The following is a 19,434-nucleotide window of genomic DNA, read 5'->3' as shown; positions in this document are numbered from 1 at the left end:
ATTAATTTACACTTGTGTAGATTTGTAAAGCTGTCTCACAAGACCGTAATCTTGCTGATGACATTATATAAAACATTACTTAGTCTTATGTTGATGCCAAAATGTGTTGGATTTGAGTTCAGTTCAGGTTTATTGACATCTGTATTTTATATTCCCGATGTGCAAAAAATTACTTTTACATAAAATTATTACTGACGAGGTACTTAGAGCTTGACAACAGTATTAAATGCATCTCCCCAACGATTTGTCAATACCCCTGCTATTCAACGCATCGCTCAACGTGCTTTGCGCTATCTACAGTCAGGTTTTTCAATACATTTACGTGGTGCAGCCGGAGTCGGAAAAACTACTCTGGCAATGCATCTAGCTGATTTGCTCAACCAGCCGATCATCCTCTTATTTGGAGATGATGAGTTTAAAACCTCTGACTTGATTGGTAATCAATTAGGTTATACCCGTAAAAAGGTTGTTGATAACTTCATCCACAGCGTTATCAAAGTTGAGGATGAACTCCGACAACATTGGGTTGATGCACGATTAACCCTAGCTTGTAAAGAAGGATTTACGCTGGTTTACGACGAATTCAATCGATCGCACCCGGAGGTAAATAACGTTTTACTCTCCGTACTTGAGGAGAGGTTGTTGGTATTGCCAACAAATCAACAGCGAGCCGAGTATATCCGGGTTCATCCTAAGTTTCGGGCAATCTTAACATCAAATCCTCAAGAGTATTGTGGAGTTCATTCAACTCAGGATGCTTTGATGGATCGTGTTATTACCATCGATATGCCTACACCTGATGAACTGAGTCAGCAGGAAATTGTAGTTCATAAAACAGGTATAGATTCTGAGAAAGCAGAAGTAATTGTCCGCTTAGTACGGACGTTTTGGAGTCGATCTGGTTCTGGACAGGGCGGTGGATTGCGTTCCTGTCTGATGATTGCCAAAATCTGCCACGAACACGAAATTTCCGTCAACCCTGGAGATCCTAGCTTCCAAGATATTTGTGCCGACATCCTGCTTTCGCGCACGAATCAACCTCTCATAGAAGCAACTCGGCTACTGGAGGAGGTTTTAAGTGAATTGCATCATAGTATAAATACTCAAACTCAGTCGTCAGAGATAATACCAGACAGCCAAAATCAGATTGTATTGGAACAACGAGTACCTTACGAGCATGAAGTCTACAACTACCTGTGTAATTCTCCAGGAAGGCGTTTCTCTGAATTGGCAGTAGAACTAGGGATCGATCGCAGTCAAATTGTCGCTGCACTCAAGTCTCTCAGAGAGCAGGGAGTATTAGTCCAAATGCAGGGCAATGCCGAGTCGCCGAACATCTCACAAACAGTTGCTTTTGATTCTGGCCATTTAATAAACAAATGAGTACTAATACTAATCGGGGAGCTATCACTACATCAACTCAAGGTTCTACCTTGGCAGATATTCTAGAACGGGTTTTGGATAAAGGCATTGTTATCGCAGGAGATATTTCTATTTCCGTAGGCTCCACAGAACTGCTCAACATTCGGATTCGTTTGTTGATTTCTTCTGTTGATAAAGCCAAAGAGATTGGAATTAACTGGTGGGAGAGCGACCCCTATCTTAATAGTCAAACTCGCACCTTATTAGCAACTAATCAACAACTTCAAGAGCGTCTTGCCAGTCTAGAAACAGAACTGCAATCGCTCAAAGCACTCAATCCTATTAATCATCAGAATGCAGGCGATTAGCAAATCAAAAGGTTCCGATTCAGGTTTGGCGCCGTTATTACTGACGGTTGTTGAACTGATACGCCAACTCATGGAAGCTCAGGTGATTCGGCGAATGGATGCTGGCAACCTCAGCGACTCTGAACTAGATCGAGCTGCCGAAAGCCTCCAACAGCTTGAACAACAGGTTGTTAAGCTTTGCGAGATATTTGATGTTGACCCAGCCGATCTAAATATTAACTTGGGTGAAATGGGAAATTTACTTCCCCAATCTGGAGGATACTACCCCGGTGAAACCTCTAGTCAACCTTCTATTTTAGAACTTCTCGATCGCCTATTAAATACGGGTGTTGTGGTTGAAGGTGACTTGGACTTAGGACTGGCTCAATTAAGCTTAGTTCATGCCAAGTTAAGATTAGTACTCACTTCTAAACCTTTGTAATACCAATTTTGGATTTTAGATTTTGGATTTTGGTGAAGCAGCGCGGTCTTGGGGGTTTCCCCCATGAGCGACTGCTGAACCCGAAGGGATTAAAAGCCTTTACTAGGAAGGTGTTATAAGAATTTCAAACAATACTTGCTATCCGATTTTGGTGTAACTTTTTTATCTATATTCTTCTTGGTAAGACATTCTTATGAGTTATGGCTTTTACATTTACGGAATTTTGACCTTGCCTGCTCCACAAAATTTAAATTTAGAGGGCTTAGATCGGCAACCCGTACAAATTAAAATTTTGGATGATTTTGCAGTCATCTACTCCCAAGCACAGCAAGAGCGTTATTTGGCCAGCCGTCGTAACCTGCTAAGTCATGAGAAAGTCCTTGAGGAGATCATGCAAGGAGGCGATCGCTATTTACTGCCTGTGCAATTTGGACTTTTGGTTTCAAGCTGGGAAACGGTTTCACAGCAATTAATTCGTCCTCATCAAGAAGAATTGACGCAATTGCTTGCAAAGTTATCGGGTTGCCGAGAAGTTAGTGTCAAAGTTTTTTGGGATATCGAGGCAGAAATTCAGGGACTATTGGCAGAACATCCAAATCTCAAAACCGAAAGGGATAAGCTAGTGGGTCAACCCCTGAGTATGGAGCGGGTAATCCAAATAGGGCAAACCATCGAACAGGGAATGAGCGATCGCAAGCAAGGGATCATAGATGTATTTAAAAGCACACTCAACTCCATTGCGATCGAAGTGGTAGAAAATACTCCCCAAATGGACACAATGATCTACAATTCAGCCTACCTAATTCCTTGGGAAGCAGAATCACAATTTAGCGAATACGTTGAAGCACTCGATCGCCAATTTGAAAACCGTTTGCGAATTCGCTACAACAATTTCACTGCCCCGTATAACTTTGCTCGTCTTCGATTAACCATTTCCAACTGATTAATTCCTCTCGCTGTGAATAGCAATAAAAATTGAGAATGAAAAATTATTGAAACTTTGAATTTTTCTCTGTCTTTTATTTAAGAGGATGTTTGAAAAGTCCTCTTGTCGATAGCAAAACGTTATAGATCCCCCTAAATCCCTCTTGTAAAGCTACGGTGTACGCACAAGTTATGGAATCACTACCAGTCATTGAATTACCCCACCCTAACCCTCCCCTTGTAAAGGGGAGGGAACTAAATTTTCCGTTTTCCCCCCAATACATCGGGGGGATTAAGGGGGGTAATTAAAGGGGGATCTAAAAGTGCCCAAAATCATAGTGAAACACTTTTCAAACAACCTCTAAGTAAAATCAATGGACGACATATTTAAAGGATTTGAACACCTATTAGAAATTGCCAAAGCGTTAGAAGAAAAAGTAGAGAAAGGGGAGTTAAAAACTTCTATTCAAATTCGGTCTCATAATCTCAGTAGTATTCCTCGGCAAGGCAATATTCCGAGAACAAGGAGTTCCAGCCGAGTCAGATCCAATTCCACCGATGCAGCTACACCAATGGATGATGTTGATGATGTCACCACCCCATCAGCTAACAAGAACTCAAAAGCTTCTTGGCAAGGTATCGGCGGCTTGGGTGATGTTCTCAAGGAAATCAGAGAATTAGTCGAAATTCCCCTTAAACGTCCAGATTTATTAGCCAAATTAGGTTTAGAGCCTCCGCGTGGGGTTTTGCTAGTTGGCCCGCCCGGTACGGGAAAAACTTTAACAGCCCGTGTTTTGGCAGAAGAGTTAGAGTTAAACTACATTGCCATCAATGGCCCAGAGGTGATGAGCAAGTATTACGGGGAAGCAGAAGCTCGTTTGCGAAGTATTTTTGAGAAAGCAACTCGTTCTGCTCCCTGCTTGATATTTATTGACGAAATTGACAGCCTTGCCCCAGATCGCAGCCAAGTGGAAGGTGAAGTTGAAAAAAGACTAGTGGCGCAGTTGCTTGGGTTAATGGATGGGTTTGCCAAAACCGAGGGCGTAATTGTATTAGCAGCAACAAATCGTCCCGATTATCTCGATCCGGCGCTTCGTCGTCCGGGGCGCTTTGATCGCGAAGTTCATTTTCGGGTTCCCGATCGCAATGGACGATTGGAAATTCTCACGATTTTAACAAGTGCCATGCCCTTGGAGACTTCGGTTGATTTAGGAGCGATCGCCGATTTAGCCGTTGGTTTTGTCGGTGCCGATATCAAAGCTCTTTGTCAGAAAGCAGCCTACATTGCCCTGCGTCGTCAAGTCCCCTCACTCAACAGTCCCGTTCCTGAGAACATGACTATCATCCAGCAGGATTTTCTGGAAGCAATTAAGGAGATAAAACCCTCAGTTCTCAGGGATGTAGCAATTGAAGTACCGAGTGTCAGTTGGGATGACATTGGTGGTTTGGATGATGTTAAACAAAAACTTCAAGAATCTGTAGAGGGCGCACTCCTTTATCCCGAACTATACGAGCAAACCAAAGCCAAGCCTCCCCGTGGAATTCTGTTGTGGGGGCCGCCTGGAACGGGAAAAACATTACTTGCAAAAGCGATCGCTTCCCAGGCTAGAGCCAACTTTATTGCTGTGAATGGCCCGGAATTACTCAGTCGATGGGTAGGAGCCGCAGAACAGGCAGTCAGAGAACTCTTTCGCAAAGCTCGGCAAGCAGCTCCTTGCGTTGTGTTTATAGATGAAATTGATACCCTAGCACCAGCACGGGGAAGATTCACAGGTGATTCTGGAGTTAGCGATCGCGTTGTCGGTCAACTACTCACCGAATTAGATGGGTTGCATGAATGCCCGAAAGTACTGTTAGTAGGAGCAACCAATCGTCCAGAAGCGCTCGATCCTGCCTTGCTCAGAGCTGGAAGATTGGACTTACAAATCAAAATCGATCTACCAGATCGAGCCAGCCGATTAGCGATTTTAGGAGTTCACAATCTAGATCGTCCCTTGGTTGATGTCGATTTAGAAACTTGGGCGACAGTTACCGAGGGTTGGAATGGTGCAGACTTGGCTTTATTGAGCAATCAAGCTGCTTTAAGCGCAATTCGTCGATACCGCGCCCAGGGATTGAGTGACTCCAGCTTGATTCAGATTACAAATGATGATTTCCAAGTTACATATCAAATGCTTGCCAATCAGCATCAATCTCAATAGAAGGCAGGAGGCAGGAGGCAGAGGGCAGGAGGGACAAGAGAAGAGGGTTTTAGTTAAATTTACTTTTAGTTACATAGTTCTGTTTATTTGCATCGTTCTACTTAAGTAGCTTCCGCTCTGAACTTCTACGTTTTTTATAGTAAATATTAATACTTAGTTTTGGCACAATTAAGCATAAAAATTCTTACCTCTTCTTCCTGCCTCCTGCCTCGTGCCTCCTGCCTCCTGCCTCATCCCAACTACAAATATTTACGCCGTTTTACTTATGTCAATATACGCCTATGGTATTCTAGTCCCCACCGCATCACCACTTGTTCTACCTTTAGGGATGGAAAGGAATATTGAACTAGTTTACTCTTCTGGTTTAGGTGCGATCGTAGAGTCGGAAATCTCACTGGAGGCAATACAGGCAACGGATGAGCGTTTACTTCAAGCTGTATTAAACCACGATCGCGTAATTCGAGAACTTTTTCAACAAACTCCCCTTCTTCCCCTACGCTTTGGGAGGGGTTTTACCTCGCAAGAAAAACTGCTGAATCATCTAGAAAAGCACCAAGAGCAATATCTAGAAGCCCTAACTCAGCTAGCAGAAAAAGTTGAGTACACTTTAAAAATGACACCCTGTGATTTGGTTGACGATTCTGAAACTATTGATGCTAAGGGAAAAGCCTATTTATTGGCTAAAAAACAACGCTACCAAACACAGCAAGCATTTCAAACACAACAATGCCAACAGTGGGAACTCTTGAGCCAGTTAATTCTCAAAAAATATACAAATGTTATCTGTGAAACTCGACAGTCAGATGTGCGGCAAATCCACTTTTTGGCACAGCGTAACGATTCAACGCTCAGTACGCAGCAGTTTTCACTCTGGCAGGTACAATGCTCACACTGGCAATTGGCACTGAGCGAACCTCTGCCACCCTATCATTTTCTAGAAAATACTCTCACATAAATTCATAAAAAATAATATTTAAAACTTTCCCAGAAAAATAAAGATGAGATAATTTTTTCTTTATTTTTTTTATTTTCTTATATTTATCTTATATTTTTGGGAACACTAAACCCAGGAAGAATAAAACACATTGTGTAAGTTTTACCTACTGCTCAATCAGAGCAGGATGAAATCAATAATTAGAGTTGTGAGAGTAAAAGAAAATGGCTGTTGAAAAAGTTAACTCATCTTCAAGTTTGGCTGAAGTTATTGACCGCATTTTGGACAAAGGAATTGTAATTGATGCTTGGGTACGTGTTTCTTTAGTTGGTATTGAACTGCTATCAATAGAAGCTCGGATTGTGATTGCTTCAGTTGAAACTTACTTAAGATATGCCGAGGCAGTTGGTTTAACATCTCAGGCTGCTGTTCCATCTGCTGCTTAACACCACATTAGAAAAAGCTAGTCTTTATGGCTTCTAAGCTGATGCGCGTCTAAAGTATATAAACACTCTTGATGGTCGTTGACTGATGACTGTTGACGGGTTTTCGGTTAACAGTCATTAGTCATCAGGTCAATGTACAAATTAAATGCGTAACAGTTTATTGAATATAGGAATCATATTTGATTTTTGAACAAAACTTAGTACATCTTTATTCCTTTTTACCAGTCTCCATTCCTTTACCTCTACGAGTGATTCAGAAATCAAATTGGATTGCTATATTTCTAGTTAACAAAATAGGAGATATCATCTGATGGCTCTCAAGAATTTATGGGAACAAGAGCGATTGCAGCGATTGCAAATAACTGCTGAACGCCGTCAACAAGTTAAGCAGTGGAAACAGCTAACTCAACAAGAATTTCAGCTGCAAGCAGATGTGCTTCATCAAGAATTGAGCAGTTTTGTTACCACGCTTGACAACAACAGAAAGTTACAACAGCAGCAATTTCAGCAAGAGATCATCGAGCGGCAATTGGAAATATTGCAAATAAAAACAGATGTCTCGCAACGCCAGCAAGAATACCGCCAACAGCGGGCAGCAAAGGCTCAGGCATTATTCCAAAACTTGCGAAATTTCCGGGAAATCTTACATAACAGTGTTTGGGGCGATTGCAGTCAAGAACAAGCAGTTTCCCCGACTCCTGCTAAAGAAGAGAAATTAGTTGCAACAGTTCCAAAATGGTCAATTTCTCGTTCTGCAATTAAAGGCGCTGGTTTTCGTCCTTCCGCCAATACGATGACTAAGAAAGTGCCTGCCTTGAATGCGGATACTGTTAAATCTAAAGTGCAGCAATACATTCAGCAAGCTGAAGGAGCTACTCTGATAGAAATTGAAGAAGTGATAGGCTTAAGCCGGGTGCAAACGATAGATGTCCTGCGCTCCTTGATTAAGCAAGGGGTACTAGAACAACGCGATCGCCAATACTTTATTCGGCAACAAGCAATTTCTTGACAAACTTACATTCAAGCTGATTTTTTGTATTTGCAGACTACCTAGCGATCGCTTGTCTCTCTCGCCTTAAGCAGCAGAGTACACAACCGATAAGCATTAAAGCTGGTCTATGCTTTGTACTATTCAACATTTCCATCTTTTTCCGGTCTGTATTGACAAACAATTTGCTCAGTAGCAGTAGATGTAATATGGCAAAAAGTTAACCTATTAATAATTAGAAAAAGAGCTTAAATCTTTGTTCAAGTTTCCGGCTTTTAACTTTAAAAATATCCAGATTAAAAAGGGATATAACAAGTTTGTGTAGCTCAATCAAGGTTTTAAACTATGCTATTGGCAATTGCACGATGAAGTTAGTAAGCTGGATTGTTTGAGGAATTCTAATGTAAATGCAAAACTCAAGATATATAAGGAGGTGCGATCCATTGTGAATCAATTGATCAACCAACTTCAAACTAAATTATTTACAGGTAGGCTGAATCTTGAAGCAAGAGATGGGCCGACTTGGACGCTATATTTTCGTTTAGGACGATTAATTTGGCAGGCTGGCGGTTCTAATGCCGATGAGCGATGGCGACGACACTTGTTGCGGTACTGTTCTAATCTGGATGTGACACAGTTGGAGCAGCTTGTCTCTCCCCAGGAAAATTATCGCGAGTATTCCATTCTTGTTAAGTTGCGAGAACAAAAATTAATCGAACAACAACAACTCGTTAGCCTGATTACAAGCTCAATAGCTGAAGTTCTGTTTGATATAATGCAGTACATTGAAGCCAAAAGAAATGGCGACAATCCAGCAGGGCAGTTGTCACATACTACCGTTGTTGGTGAAGTTCCTGGGGTTCTTTTAGCTGTAATACCAACTGAGGAAGTCTTGAAAAAGGCTACACAAGCCTGGCAAGAATGGCGAGATGCAGGACTGGCAACCTACTCGCCCAATTTATTTCCGATCATTCAAAAAATTGAGCTACTTCAAGGACAAGCATCCTCTAAACAGATTATTGCTCTAGTTGATGGCACAAAAACTTTACGAGGTCTAGGGCAAAAAAGCGGTCGGGATGTCTTAGCTTTAACTCGGTTATTGATGACATTGGTAAAAACAGGGGCGATCGCTTTTTCACCCACCCCAAAACTCAGGCAGGTTGGGATTAGTAAAGAAACTGGCAACCCCTCCAGTGCAGTTAACAATTCCAATTCTTCACTAAAGGCAGAAGAGGACACTGTTTTACAAGTTGCACCCAATTTCAACAAAGTTGCTCCCCCAGCGACTAGTAAAGAAATTGTCAGCCCATCCAGTGCAGTTAATAATTTCAATTCTTCACTGAAGAAAGAAGAGAACACTGTTATACAAGTTGCTCCCCCAGCAGCCGGAAACAAAAATCAACCCACAATCAAAGTCGAAGAAAAGACTATTTTACAAGTTGCCCCCCCAGCAGCTAGTAAAGCAATTATTGATGTCTCAAGACCTTTAGTTGCCTGTGTGGATGATAGTCCGATGATCTGTCGCAGTTTGGAGGAAATTCTCACCCATCAAGGTTATCGCTTTGTTGGCATTCAAGATTCCTTGACGGCAGTTTTAAACCTAATTAAAAGCAAGCCAGACTTCATTTTTTTGGATCTTTTGATGCCAAAAGTGAATGGCTATGAAATTTGTTCTCAAATCCGTAAAACTCCAAGTCTCAAAAATGTGCCGGTTGTCATCTTAACGGGGAAAGATGGAATAGTAGATCGGATGCGAGCAAAATTAGTAGGGGCAACTGACTTTATGGGTAAACCTGTAGAAGCAGACAAAGTACTCAATGTGCTTCACAAGTATTTAAGCGTTTAGGTTGAAGCGACAGTCATGCCAGTAGCTCCCCTACATCCATTTTCAAAACAGATTTTGGATTGTAAATTGCTTTCTATATCTGGCTTGGTGTTAATTCATTTGTCGCAATAATTTGTCAAATTCTAAATTAAATAGTTAGGAAAAAATGAAAAAAGTTCTTTTAGTTGAAGATAGCCTCACAGAATCCGAAAAGATGACACGTTACCTAGAGCAAGGAGGATATTCAGTTTATGAAGTTCGCAGTGGTGAAGAGGCTCAACTCAGGTTGAAACAACAAAAACCTGACTTGATCTTACTAGATTTGATTTTGCCAGGACAAAGTGGATTTGAGTTCTGCCGCAAGTTGAAAGCCGATCCGACAACAAAAGGAATCCCGGTAGTGATTTGCTCAACTAAAAACACAGATGTTGATAGAACTTGGGGCAATATGAGTGGTGCCGATGGCTATTTAGTCAAACCTGTAGATGAAAATACCTTGCTCCAGACTGTTAATAAATTTATTCGCTAAAGGAAACTAGGGCAATGGTACAGGGCAATGATAGCTTTTCTTCGTTACCCATAAATAGCCAATTTCGACTTGAAAACTCTCCTCAAGGAAACAACCAGAGGTTTTTAAGATTTCCGTTGAATGGAAAGGTAAATGGGTTACTTCCATTAGCTGATTTGCGGGGAGTAATTCAAGTTGCACTGACCGAGATTTTGCCAGTACCGCAGGTAGCAGAATTCTTGTTAGGCATAATGAATTGGCGGGGAGAAGCGATCTGGATTCTTGATTTAGCAGCTTTGTTGGGAGCAACACACTGGTGTCGGCGAGAAGGTGTGCGTAACTCTGGCATGGCGATGCTTGTTCAAGTCCAGAATCAAACCGTCGGGCTGTTGGTGGAGCAAGTCAATACCATTGAAGTTCACGATCCCCAAGAACGGTTAGAGATTTCGACATCGATGTTACCTGGCCGACTAGGCTCATTTTTACAGGGTTACTTTGTGGATTCTCAAGGTAGCCCTTTGATGTTACTTGACACCCAGATTGTGATTCAAGCCCTTCAGCCTCTTTAACACTAGACCTCTTGCAAAAATAGTTTTGCACTCTTGGGGGAAAGGGGAAAGGGGAAGGGGGAAAGGGGAAGGGGGAAAGGTAAAAACCTCGCCCCGCACTTCAGGCCTCTACGCTAACGTGGGCGACTTGTTCATTCCTTTTCCCTCTTTCTTATCCCTTTTCCCGACTTCTGCAAGAAGTTTACTCTGCATTCTACTCCTTAACTCCGACAACCTTCATAGCAAGAAAGATCATGGTAGCGCAACACAATCTTAGATCCAGCCAACCTCAGTCAAATCCCAGCAACGGTTATAAGGAAACTGATAACGGGCATACCGTTGATGTACCAGCAAAACAGCAAATCACCTCCGCTCTAGAAGAATTGCGAACTGAACTGGATCAAGCTGATTGGGTGGAAACAGGGCCATTGCGAGAGAGAATCCGCAAGTTAAAAGAACTGCTAAGTGTGTTGCCATATCAAGACGGAGGAGATGGATTAGAGGTTGAGCAAGTACAGGCGATCGCTAGCAAAATCCGCCAATTTTCCGATCTAGATACTTTGCTCGCCACTGCTGTCATAGAGATACAAAGCGCATTACAAGCCGATCGCGTCGTGCTGTATCAGTTTACGAATCCGACGCAGGGGATAGTTGTTGCGGAGGCGATGAGGGATGGCTTTACCCCAATGCTGAAGGAAAAACTGCCCGCCGTCACTTTTGGGTTGGGTTCTGCCAAGGTTTATCAACAAGAAAAATTAGTCGCGATCGCAGATACCTACACTGCAAACTTGTCTCCTTACCAAAAGCAACTCATGGAGCGGTTTCAGGTAAGAGCTTGTGTGAGTTTGCCAATCTTAATAAAAGATGAGGTTTGGGGTTTGTTGGTAGTGCAGCAATGCACTGCTACTCGCCAGTGGCAAAATGCTGAAATTAAGTTATTAAAATTGATCGAGCAGGAATTAGAAGCGCAACTGCAAGTTGCCGTGATTCAGGCTACGTTGCAACAAGAAGTGGAAAAAGACCAAATCATGGTGGGTGTAGCGAATAAAATTCTCCAGTCCAAAGATTTGGATACCATCTTTCGCGTTACCACCCAAGAAGTAAGACAGTCACTAAAATGCGATCGCGTCGCAATTTATCGTTTCCAGCCAGATTGGAGTGGGGAATTTGTCGCTGAATCTGCTGGATCTGAGTGGGTTTCTCTATTAGAAGAACAGCGAAACAACCCAGCAATTGTCAATAACGTTAACTATTGCAGTGTGAGGAACCTTGCAGACGAAGGGGGATTGGCTGGGACAACCGGGCGATCGCCCAGTGCAGATAGCTACATTCAGCATAGCCAAGGCAAAAATTTCCATCGCGGACAGATTTATCGAGTCAATAATGATATTTACAGTGCTGGTTTTTCTGACTGCTATATCAAAGTTTTAGAAACCTATCAAGCCAAAGCATACATTATTGTTGCCATCTTCCAGGGAGAAAAGTTGTGGGGCTTGCTCGCTGCCTATCAAAATTCTCAGCCTCGTCAGTGGAAAGATAGTGAAGTTCGCCTAATGGTGCAGGTTGCAACTCTGTCTAGTATTGCGATTCAACAGGTGCAATATCAGCAACAACTTTATCACCGCTCTGAAGAGTCAGCCAAACTTGTTGAACGAGAACGTACAGTTTTCGGCATCATTGAAAAGATTGGGCAAGCAACGGATCTTCGCACCCTTTTCCGCACTACCACCCAAGAGTTGCGGCGATTTTTAAAATGCGATCGCGTTGTCATTTATCAAATTTATCCAGACTGGAGTGGAGAAGTTATCGCTGAATCTGTGGCTGCTGGTTGGTCGTCACTGTTGGAGATGCAGGAACAAGACGGCATTTTAAAAACAGGTCTGATATCTTCAGAGCGTTGCAATATTAAGGATTATGCCTCCCCTATTAAACCTGATGCCGATACCTATCTGAAGGAAACGCAGGGTGGAGTATACACCAAAGGAACGCGCTTCCGCAAAGTCAACGATATTTCTGCTGCTGGTTTTTCACCTTGTTATTTAGAAACATTAGAGAAGTTCCAAGCCAAAGCATACATTAATGTTCCCATCTTCCGCGCTGGTAATCTTTGGGGTTTGTTAGCAGCCTATCAGAATTCTGATGTGCGGAAATGGACTGAAGAAGAAATCGGTGCTTTATTGCAGATCGGCGAACCGTTGAGCATTGCCCTCCAGCAAGCTGAATATATCGAACAGCTACGGTTAAAAAATATCGAAATGACCCAAGTAGCTGAAGTAGAAAACGCGATCGCGCGAATGGCGGATAGAATGCGTCAGTCCCAACAGCTAGAAACCATCTACCGTACTACCTTGGGAGAATTGCGGCAGTTGTTCAAATGCGATCGCCTAGCAATATATCGCTTCAACTCTGACTGGAGTGGTGAATTTATGGCTGAATCTGTAGGAAGTGACTGGGTGCCTCTGGTTGGCCCCGATATCAAAACAGTATGGGAAGACGAACACCTACAGCAAACCCAAGGCGGGCGCTATCGCAACAATGAAACTTTTGTCGTTAATGATATCTATACTGTTGGTCATGCCCAGTGCCACATCGACCTGTTGGAGCAGTTTCAGGTTAAAGCTTACACCATCGCCCCTATTTTTGCTGGAAACAAACTTTGGGGTTTATTAGGAGCCTATCAGAATAGCGGGTCGCGCCAGTGGAATTCCGAGGAGGTGCGATTACTAAGCAAATTGGGCATTCAATTGGGGTTAAGCGTGCAGCAAGTTGAGTACGTCGGAGAACTGAAAACGAAGAATGCAGAGTTGGCGCGGGCAGCAGAAGAGGAACAAGTGCTGACAGGGATGGTGGAAAAAATTCGCCAAGCTCAAGAGGCAGAGACAATTTTCCTGAATGTGCTGCCAAGTTTACGCAAACAATTACAGTGCGATCGCATAGCAGTATTTCGCTTTCATCCCGACTGGAGTGTGGAGTTTGTTGCCGAATCCGTAAAAGATAAATGGTTGTCTTTAGCTGATTCCGACATCAAAACGATTTGGATGGACGATCACTTACAAGAAACTCAGGGCGGACGCTATCGCAATCATGAAACCTTTGTTGTCAATGATATCTCCACTGCCGGTCACGTTCAGTGCTACGTAGAGATATTAGAAAAAATCCAGGCCAAAGCTTACGCGATCGCCCCGATCTTTACTGGAAGCAAACTCTGGGGCTTTATAGGAGCATACCAAAATACTGGCCCTCGGCAGTGGAAATCCAAGGATGTGCAACTGTTGAGAAAAATAGCTGTGCAAATGGGTATAGGGTTGCAACAGGTTAAGTATATCGAACAGCTCAAGAAGAAGAATGCAGAATTAGCGCGAACCGCAGAAGGGGAACGAGCATTGACACGGCTGGCAGAAAAAATCCGCCAAGTTCAAGAGCTAGATACGATTTTCCGCAATGCCTTACCAGAATTGCGATCGCATTTGGAATGCGATCGTTTAGCCGTGTATCGCTTCAATCCAGATTGGGGTGGCGAGTTTGTTGCCGAATCCGTCAGTCGTGAATGGGTGGCTTTGGTTGGCCCCGATATCAAGACTGTATGGGAAGACGAACACCTCCAACAAACCCAAGGTGGACGCTATCGCAACAACGAGACGTTTGTGATTAATGACGTTTACACTGCTGGTCATGCCCAGTGCCACTTGAAAATTCTAGAGCAATTTCAGATTAGAGCCTATATCATCACCCCGATTATTGCCGGAAACAAGCTCTGGGGTTTGTTAGGAGCTTACCAAAATAGCGGGCCGCGGCAATGGCAAGAGAATGAAGTCAACTTGGTAGCGAAAATCGGCACGCAGTTTGGGGTTGCCGTCCAGCAATCGCAATACTTACAACAAACCTTAACCAAGAATGAGGAACTGATCAAACTGGCAGAACGGGAAGTAGCAAACGCCCGATTTTCTTATCGCCTGCCAAGTCGGTTAACAGAGATGGCCCAAAGTCGTGGTAATGTTCTCGAATTTATCCAGTTTGCCACCCACGAACTTCGGCAACTGCTGAAAGTAGATCGAGTTGGAGTTTACCGTTTTGAGCCTGATTGGTCTGGAGAATTTGTAGTTGAGTCTGTGAGTGGTGATTGGCCTAAGCTTGTGGGAACTAGCCTTGCCAAAGTTAGAGATACCTATCTCCAGTACAACCAAGGAGGGCGTTATGTCCGCAAAGAAAGTTTGCGGGTTGACAATATATATAGTGTCGGTCATGACGAATGTCACATCCAATTGTTAGAGATGTGGGGAACTAAAGCCTACATGATTTCTCCGATTTTTCAAGAAAATCGGCTCTGGGGGTTAATGGGAGTTTATCAAAATAGCGCACCGCGCCAGTGGGAGCAATCCGAGGAAGATGTTCTCAACCAAGCCAGCGTCCAGATTGGTATTGCCCTCAATCTTGCAGATTACCTAACACAGGTGCGTATTCAAGAGCAGCAACTAGCAGAAGCAGCAGAGCGCGAACGTACCGCCCGCGAAAAACTCCAACAAGGAGCAATGCGCGTTCTCATGGCTTTGGAACCATCCTTCAGAGGCGATCTTACCGTTCGCGCGCCCCTATCTGAAGATGAAATTGGGACGATCGCCGATGGTTACAATACTACGATCCAAAGTTTGCGAGATTTAGTGCGACAAGTGCAGATTGCTGCCAGCAGGGTGAGTGAAAATTCCAGCAATAACACTACCTCAGTAGTAAAACTATCTCACCAAGCTCAACAGCAGGCAGAACGGCTCGAACACGCTCTGGAACAATTACAAATGATGGTAACTTCCACTCAGATAGTTGCTGCTGATGCCCAAAAAGTCGGACAGGCGGTGCAAAGAGCTAATAACACCGTCCAAGCTGGTGATTCGCTGATGGAAAGAACCGTAGATGGGATTTTGGAGATTCGGGAAACGGTATCTGAAACAGCGAAGAAGATTAAACGCCTCGGTGAAGCTTCTCAGAAAATCTCGAAAGTAGTTAGTCTGATTGAAAACTTTGCCACTCAAACCAATTTGCTGGCACTGAATGCTGCGATCGAGGCTACCCGTGCTGGAGAGTATGGCAAAGGCTTTGCGGTGGTTGCAGATGAAGTTCGTTCCCTGGCTTATCAGTCGGCTAGTGCCACCACAGAAATTGAGCGACTCGTGCAAGAAATTCAAGCTGGCACCAACGAAGTTACCGAAGCAATGGAAATAGGGATTAGCCAAGTTGTCCAAGGCTCGAACTTGATCGATGAGACTCGTCATTCCCTGAGTGCGATCGTGGTAGCTACCAACGAAATTGGTGGACTGGTGCAAGGAATTACCCAAGCAGTTTCCCATCAAAGTCAGCAATCTCAGATGTTGACAGAAGCGATGATGGATGTTTCGGCGATCGCCCGCAAGACTTCAGAAAGTGCCATCCACATTTCCGAGTCTTTTGAGGAACTACGGATGACTTCACAACAACTGGAAACCAGCGTTAGCCAGTTCAAAGTTGACTGAGAATTTTAGATTTTAGATTTTAGATTTTAGATTATTTCGCTACTTCTTTCCTGCGGAACGCTACGCGAACCCAGGAGCAAGCTACATGCCCCGCCCTGTTTCAATTTACGATGTTTAGATTTTAGATTGAAGAATTTTTAATCCAAAATCCAAAATCCAAAATTGCTTGCCCCTTGTCGTCGGGGTCAATCCAAAATCCAAAATCTAAAATCCAAAATCTAAAATCCAAATTTGTTTGACTAATCTCGCAAAATGTGTTATGAACCCCGATCCCAGTAATCAAGAGCAGGCTTTTCTTGCGGAAGCGGCAGAGTTGTTGCAAACCATTGAGCAGAATTTGATCGGTCTACTTGATGAAAAAACAATAGAAAAAGTTCATGCCTTGATGCGAAGCGCCCATACTATCAAAGGGAGTGCTGCCAGTGTTGGGCAAGAAACTATTCAGACAATTGCCCATCATTTGGAAGATGTATTCCAAGCGTTATACGCTCCAGAACTGGAAATCGATCCAGAATTGGGTGCTTTGCTTCTAGATGCTTATGAGTGCCTGCGAACTCCATTGAGTGCAGCCTTGATGGGCTTATCCTGCAATGAGGCAGAAATACTCGATCGCACTGCCTCAATCTTTGCCCAACTTCAACATAAACTAGGCGACTTTTTTGGCCGCGAGGCTCCGCTTCCCAGTTCGGAAGAACTTGGCTTTGATGTGGTAGAGTCAATCTTTTCCGGGAGTGTACTCCAGGATTTGCAACAGCTGGAAACTGACATCCAAAGCCAAGATCCGCAACAAATTCAAACAACACTCAACTCTCAAGCCGAATTTTTTGTCGAACTAGCAGCATCTTATGGCTTATCGGGATTGGAAGAAATTGCCCAAGCGACCCTAAACGCGCTCAAAGCACATCCAGATAAAGTATTGCAAATCGCTCAGGCAGCTTTAGAAAATTTTAAAGCAGCTCAAATAGCAGTACTTGCAGGCGATCGCACTCAAGGGGGAGAGATATCTCCACAATTGCGAGAATGGGCAGGGCTAATTACTTTTGTCCCAGAACCGCAAGAACAGCCAGTTGCGATCGCTGCCCAACCAACACAAACTACTACAACTGAGAATAAGCCATCCCCTCTCCTCAGTGCCAGCGAAGCGGAATCAATTTGGTCGTTTTTCCCGAAGCGGACTGATAACTCCGTAGCGAAAGCACCGGAGGTACTGGAACCTATTTCTCATTCTCAGGATTCGGTAGTAATCCCCTCTGCCATAGAGCGGATTTTACAGTCAATCTGGATCGGAGATCCACAGACATCTTGCCGATACTCAGACTCAGATCGGCCAGCCTCTCCACCACCAGCGCCAAGCCTCCAGGCTCAGTCATCGGCATCACTTCCCAGTATCCGAGTAGCGATAGAACAACTCGATCGCCTCAGCCATACAATTGGGGAATTGCTAATCAGCGAAAACCAACAAAACCTGCAATCTAACCACATCCAGAAAGCAGCTCAAGACACTCTACTACAGTTTTTGTACTGTCAACAACAACTTAGTAAAGTTTTTACTTGGTCGGATCGACATCTGCTGCTTCCCGAACGCAAGCAGCGACATATACATGGATCTCCACGAGTTATCTCTCCTACCGAGGCACAATCCAATTTTGATGCCTTAGAAATGGATAACTATAGCGAGTTGCACATTCTCCTGCAAAATCTTACAGAAGACATGGTGCAATTAGGAGAACGGATTGAGGCTGTTAATGGCTTAGTTCAGCAATCTCGCTTCAGTCTCGGAAAGCGCAAGCAACTGCTTTCAGGAGCGCAGGAAGATTTGCTGCAAGCCAGAATGGTTCCACTGGGAACAGTGTTGAATCGATTACCCCGGCTGCTGCAACAGATGGTAGCAACTTATCATAAGCCTGTTGAACTCAAGCTTGGCGGTACTAAGGTACTGGTGGATAAAGCCATTTCTGAGCAGTTGTACGATCCCTTGCTGCACATGATTCGCAATGCCTTCGATCACGGTATTGAACCGGTAGAAACCCGTCGCCAGCAGGGTAAACCAGAAACCGGAACGATTACAATTAAAGCCTATCATCAAGGCAACCGCACTACTATTGAGGTACGGGATGATGGTCGAGGCTTTAACTGGGAAGCCATTCGTCAACGAGCGATAGAAAAACACCTGCTGACTTCCGAACAAGCCGCCTACGCCTCAGAAGACCAACTGGCAGATTTATTATTTGAACCAGGCTTTTCTACCGCCAAGCAGGTTGGTGAGTTATCTGGTCGTGGTATCGGCTTAGATGTGGTTCGCACTCAATTGCAAGCTTTACAAGGCTCGATTGTGGTGCGATCGCTTTTAGGGCAGGGAACCACCTTCATGCTGCAATTGCCCCTGAGCTTGACAACAGCACGCTTGCTCGTTTGTCAATCTCAAGGTATTACTTATGGCTTGCTGTCTGAAGGAGTTAGCCAGGTTTTATTACCGCAGCCAGAGCAGATTCAAGTCCAGCAATCTTTACATGGGCAAGGCAGCCAAAAATTCTGGCAGTGGGGAGAAGGGCAAAGTCAGCAACTAGTTCCCATCCGCTCGCTTGCGAATTTGTTGGATTACAAATATCCTTTATTCACCCAAGACCACAATTTAAACCTAAGTCCTTTTCCAGTCAAACAACGGAACACCATCGAACCTCTGCTGCTGTTGGAAACAGAGCATCAATACCTGTGTTTGCAAGTCGATCAGATTTTAGTCGAGCAGGAATTAGTAATTAAATCCCTCGGCAGAGTCCTGACTTTACCTAGTTACATCCAAGGCTACAGCGTGTTGGGCAATGGTAGTCTGACCCTAATCGTTGACCCGTTGGAGTTAGTTCGGCAAACTTGGGAGACAGATATGATGCCGACTTCCCCGGCATCAAGTCTTGCAATATTGCCCGCACCTGAGCCTGTTCTTGCTCTAGAGGCGCAGCAAACAACTATAACGCAACTGCAACAACAGCCGATGGAAGTTAATACAGCCGTTGCTCAACCTAACCGACTGACAGTGTTAGTCGTGGAAGATTCAGTTGTACAAAGGCAAAGTTTGGTGCAGACGCTCCAAAAAGCCGATTATCAAGTGTTGCAAGCAGGCGATGGTCGAGAGGCGATCGCGCAAATGCTGCAACACGGTGATGTTGATTTAGTGATTTGTGACATTGAAATGCCACAGATGAATGGATTTGAGTTTTTAGAACACCGTCGCCAAGACGAGCGTTTGTCCGGGATTCCTGTGGTGATGCTGACTACCCGTAGCGGACAGAAGCACCGCCAATTAGCTTTAGCTCTAGGGGCGAAAGCTTACATGACCAAACCCTATTCCGAACAGAGCTTTCTAGCCGCGATCGCCGAACTGGTTAATGGGTAAAGGGGAAAGGGTAAAGG

Annotated in this window: 13 protein-coding genes; all 13 read left to right on the top strand. The window is 44.0% G+C overall.

The window, feature by feature from the left end; all coding sequences use genetic code 11:
- Nucleotides 1–210: 210 nt before the first annotated feature.
- The 13 genes from gvpN to A4S05_RS20615 all read left to right on the top strand — a co-directional run bounded on the left by gvpN (nt 211) and on the right by A4S05_RS20615 (nt 19,417).
- Entirely contained in the window at nt 211–1,383 is a 1,173-nt protein-coding gene (gvpN, locus tag A4S05_RS20675) for a gas vesicle protein GvpN (RefSeq protein ID WP_069071676.1), read from the top strand.
- Nucleotides 1,380–1,730, top strand: a complete 351-nt coding sequence (locus tag A4S05_RS20670) for a gas vesicle protein (RefSeq protein ID WP_012408759.1) — start codon at nt 1,380–1,382, stop codon at nt 1,728–1,730. The genes gvpN and A4S05_RS20670 overlap by 4 nt, the downstream gene beginning before the upstream one ends.
- Nucleotides 1,717–2,151, top strand: coding sequence for a gas vesicle protein K (locus A4S05_RS20665; RefSeq protein WP_069071675.1), 435 nt, complete (start codon nt 1,717–1,719; stop codon nt 2,149–2,151). The genes A4S05_RS20670 and A4S05_RS20665 overlap by 14 nt, the downstream gene beginning before the upstream one ends.
- A 193-nt stretch (nt 2,152–2,344) precedes the next feature.
- Entirely contained in the window at nt 2,345–3,094 is a 750-nt protein-coding gene (locus A4S05_RS20660; RefSeq protein WP_069071674.1) for a gas vesicle protein GvpF, read from the top strand.
- A gap of 355 nt (nt 3,095–3,449) precedes the next feature.
- Nucleotides 3,450–5,276, top strand: a complete 1,827-nt coding sequence (locus A4S05_RS20655) for an AAA family ATPase (protein ID WP_069071673.1) — start codon at nt 3,450–3,452, stop codon at nt 5,274–5,276.
- Nucleotides 5,277–5,541: 265 nt separating this feature from the next.
- Nucleotides 5,542–6,231: a GvpL/GvpF family gas vesicle protein gene (locus A4S05_RS20650; RefSeq protein WP_069071672.1), complete on the top strand. Its 690-nt coding sequence runs from the start codon at nt 5,542–5,544 to the stop codon at nt 6,229–6,231.
- A 203-nt stretch (nt 6,232–6,434) separates the two neighbouring features.
- The gene (gene gvpA, locus A4S05_RS20645) at nt 6,435–6,656 is read left to right on the top strand and encodes a gas vesicle structural protein GvpA (protein ID WP_012408764.1); all 222 of its coding nucleotides are present in this window, start codon (nt 6,435–6,437) and stop codon (nt 6,654–6,656) included.
- A 310-nt stretch (nt 6,657–6,966) separates the two neighbouring features.
- Nucleotides 6,967–7,665 (top strand): gas vesicle protein GvpC, encoded by a 699-nt coding sequence (locus tag A4S05_RS20640; RefSeq protein WP_069071671.1) that lies wholly within the window; start codon nt 6,967–6,969, stop codon nt 7,663–7,665.
- 424 nt (nt 7,666–8,089) lie between these two features.
- Nucleotides 8,090–9,490 carry a response regulator gene (locus A4S05_RS20635; protein WP_069071670.1) on the top strand — a complete coding sequence of 467 codons (1,401 nt, stop codon included), beginning with the start codon at nt 8,090–8,092 and terminating at the stop codon, nt 9,488–9,490.
- 145 nt (nt 9,491–9,635) lie between these two features.
- Nucleotides 9,636–9,998 (top strand): response regulator transcription factor, encoded by a 363-nt coding sequence (locus tag A4S05_RS20630; RefSeq protein WP_069071669.1) that lies wholly within the window; start codon nt 9,636–9,638, stop codon nt 9,996–9,998.
- A 14-nt stretch (nt 9,999–10,012) separates the two neighbouring features.
- On the top strand, nt 10,013–10,546 hold the full coding sequence (locus A4S05_RS20625; RefSeq protein ID WP_069071668.1) for a chemotaxis protein CheW: 534 nt from the start codon (nt 10,013–10,015) through the stop codon (nt 10,544–10,546).
- 233 nt (nt 10,547–10,779) lie between these two features.
- Nucleotides 10,780–16,026 (top strand): GAF domain-containing protein, encoded by a 5,247-nt coding sequence (locus A4S05_RS20620; RefSeq protein ID WP_069071667.1) that lies wholly within the window; start codon nt 10,780–10,782, stop codon nt 16,024–16,026.
- 259 nt (nt 16,027–16,285) lie between these two features.
- Entirely contained in the window at nt 16,286–19,417 is a 3,132-nt protein-coding gene (locus tag A4S05_RS20615; RefSeq protein WP_069071666.1) for a hybrid sensor histidine kinase/response regulator, read from the top strand.
- Nucleotides 19,418–19,434: the final 17 nt, after the last annotated feature.

The organism is Nostoc sp. KVJ20 (genome assembly GCF_001712795.1).
Taxonomy (GTDB): Bacteria; Cyanobacteriota; Cyanobacteriia; order Cyanobacteriales; family Nostocaceae; genus Nostoc.
Note: the sequence above shows the minus strand (reverse complement) of the source record. Positions and strands in the feature narration are given on the sequence as shown.

What these genes read in the sequence shown, in the direction of transcription:
- A4S05_RS20660 (WP_069071674.1), top strand. Translation starts at nt 2,345, where the DNA reads ATGAGTTATGGCTTTTACATTTACGGAATTTTGACCTTGCCTGCTCCA.
- A4S05_RS20615 (WP_069071666.1), top strand. Translation starts at nt 16,286, where the DNA reads ATGAACCCCGATCCCAGTAATCAAGAGCAGGCTTTTCTTGCGGAAGCG.
- A4S05_RS20655 (WP_069071673.1), top strand. Translation starts at nt 3,450, where the DNA reads ATGGACGACATATTTAAAGGATTTGAACACCTATTAGAAATTGCCAAA.
- A4S05_RS20625 (WP_069071668.1), top strand. Translation starts at nt 10,013, where the DNA reads ATGGTACAGGGCAATGATAGCTTTTCTTCGTTACCCATAAATAGCCAA.
- gvpA (WP_012408764.1), top strand. Translation starts at nt 6,435, where the DNA reads ATGGCTGTTGAAAAAGTTAACTCATCTTCAAGTTTGGCTGAAGTTATT.
- A4S05_RS20630 (WP_069071669.1), top strand. Translation starts at nt 9,636, where the DNA reads ATGAAAAAAGTTCTTTTAGTTGAAGATAGCCTCACAGAATCCGAAAAG.
- A4S05_RS20620 (WP_069071667.1), top strand. Translation starts at nt 10,780, where the DNA reads ATGGTAGCGCAACACAATCTTAGATCCAGCCAACCTCAGTCAAATCCC.
- A4S05_RS20665 (WP_069071675.1), top strand. Translation starts at nt 1,717, where the DNA reads ATGCAGGCGATTAGCAAATCAAAAGGTTCCGATTCAGGTTTGGCGCCG.
- A4S05_RS20640 (WP_069071671.1), top strand. Translation starts at nt 6,967, where the DNA reads ATGGCTCTCAAGAATTTATGGGAACAAGAGCGATTGCAGCGATTGCAA.
- A4S05_RS20670 (WP_012408759.1), top strand. Translation starts at nt 1,380, where the DNA reads ATGAGTACTAATACTAATCGGGGAGCTATCACTACATCAACTCAAGGT.
- A4S05_RS20650 (WP_069071672.1), top strand. Translation starts at nt 5,542, where the DNA reads ATGTCAATATACGCCTATGGTATTCTAGTCCCCACCGCATCACCACTT.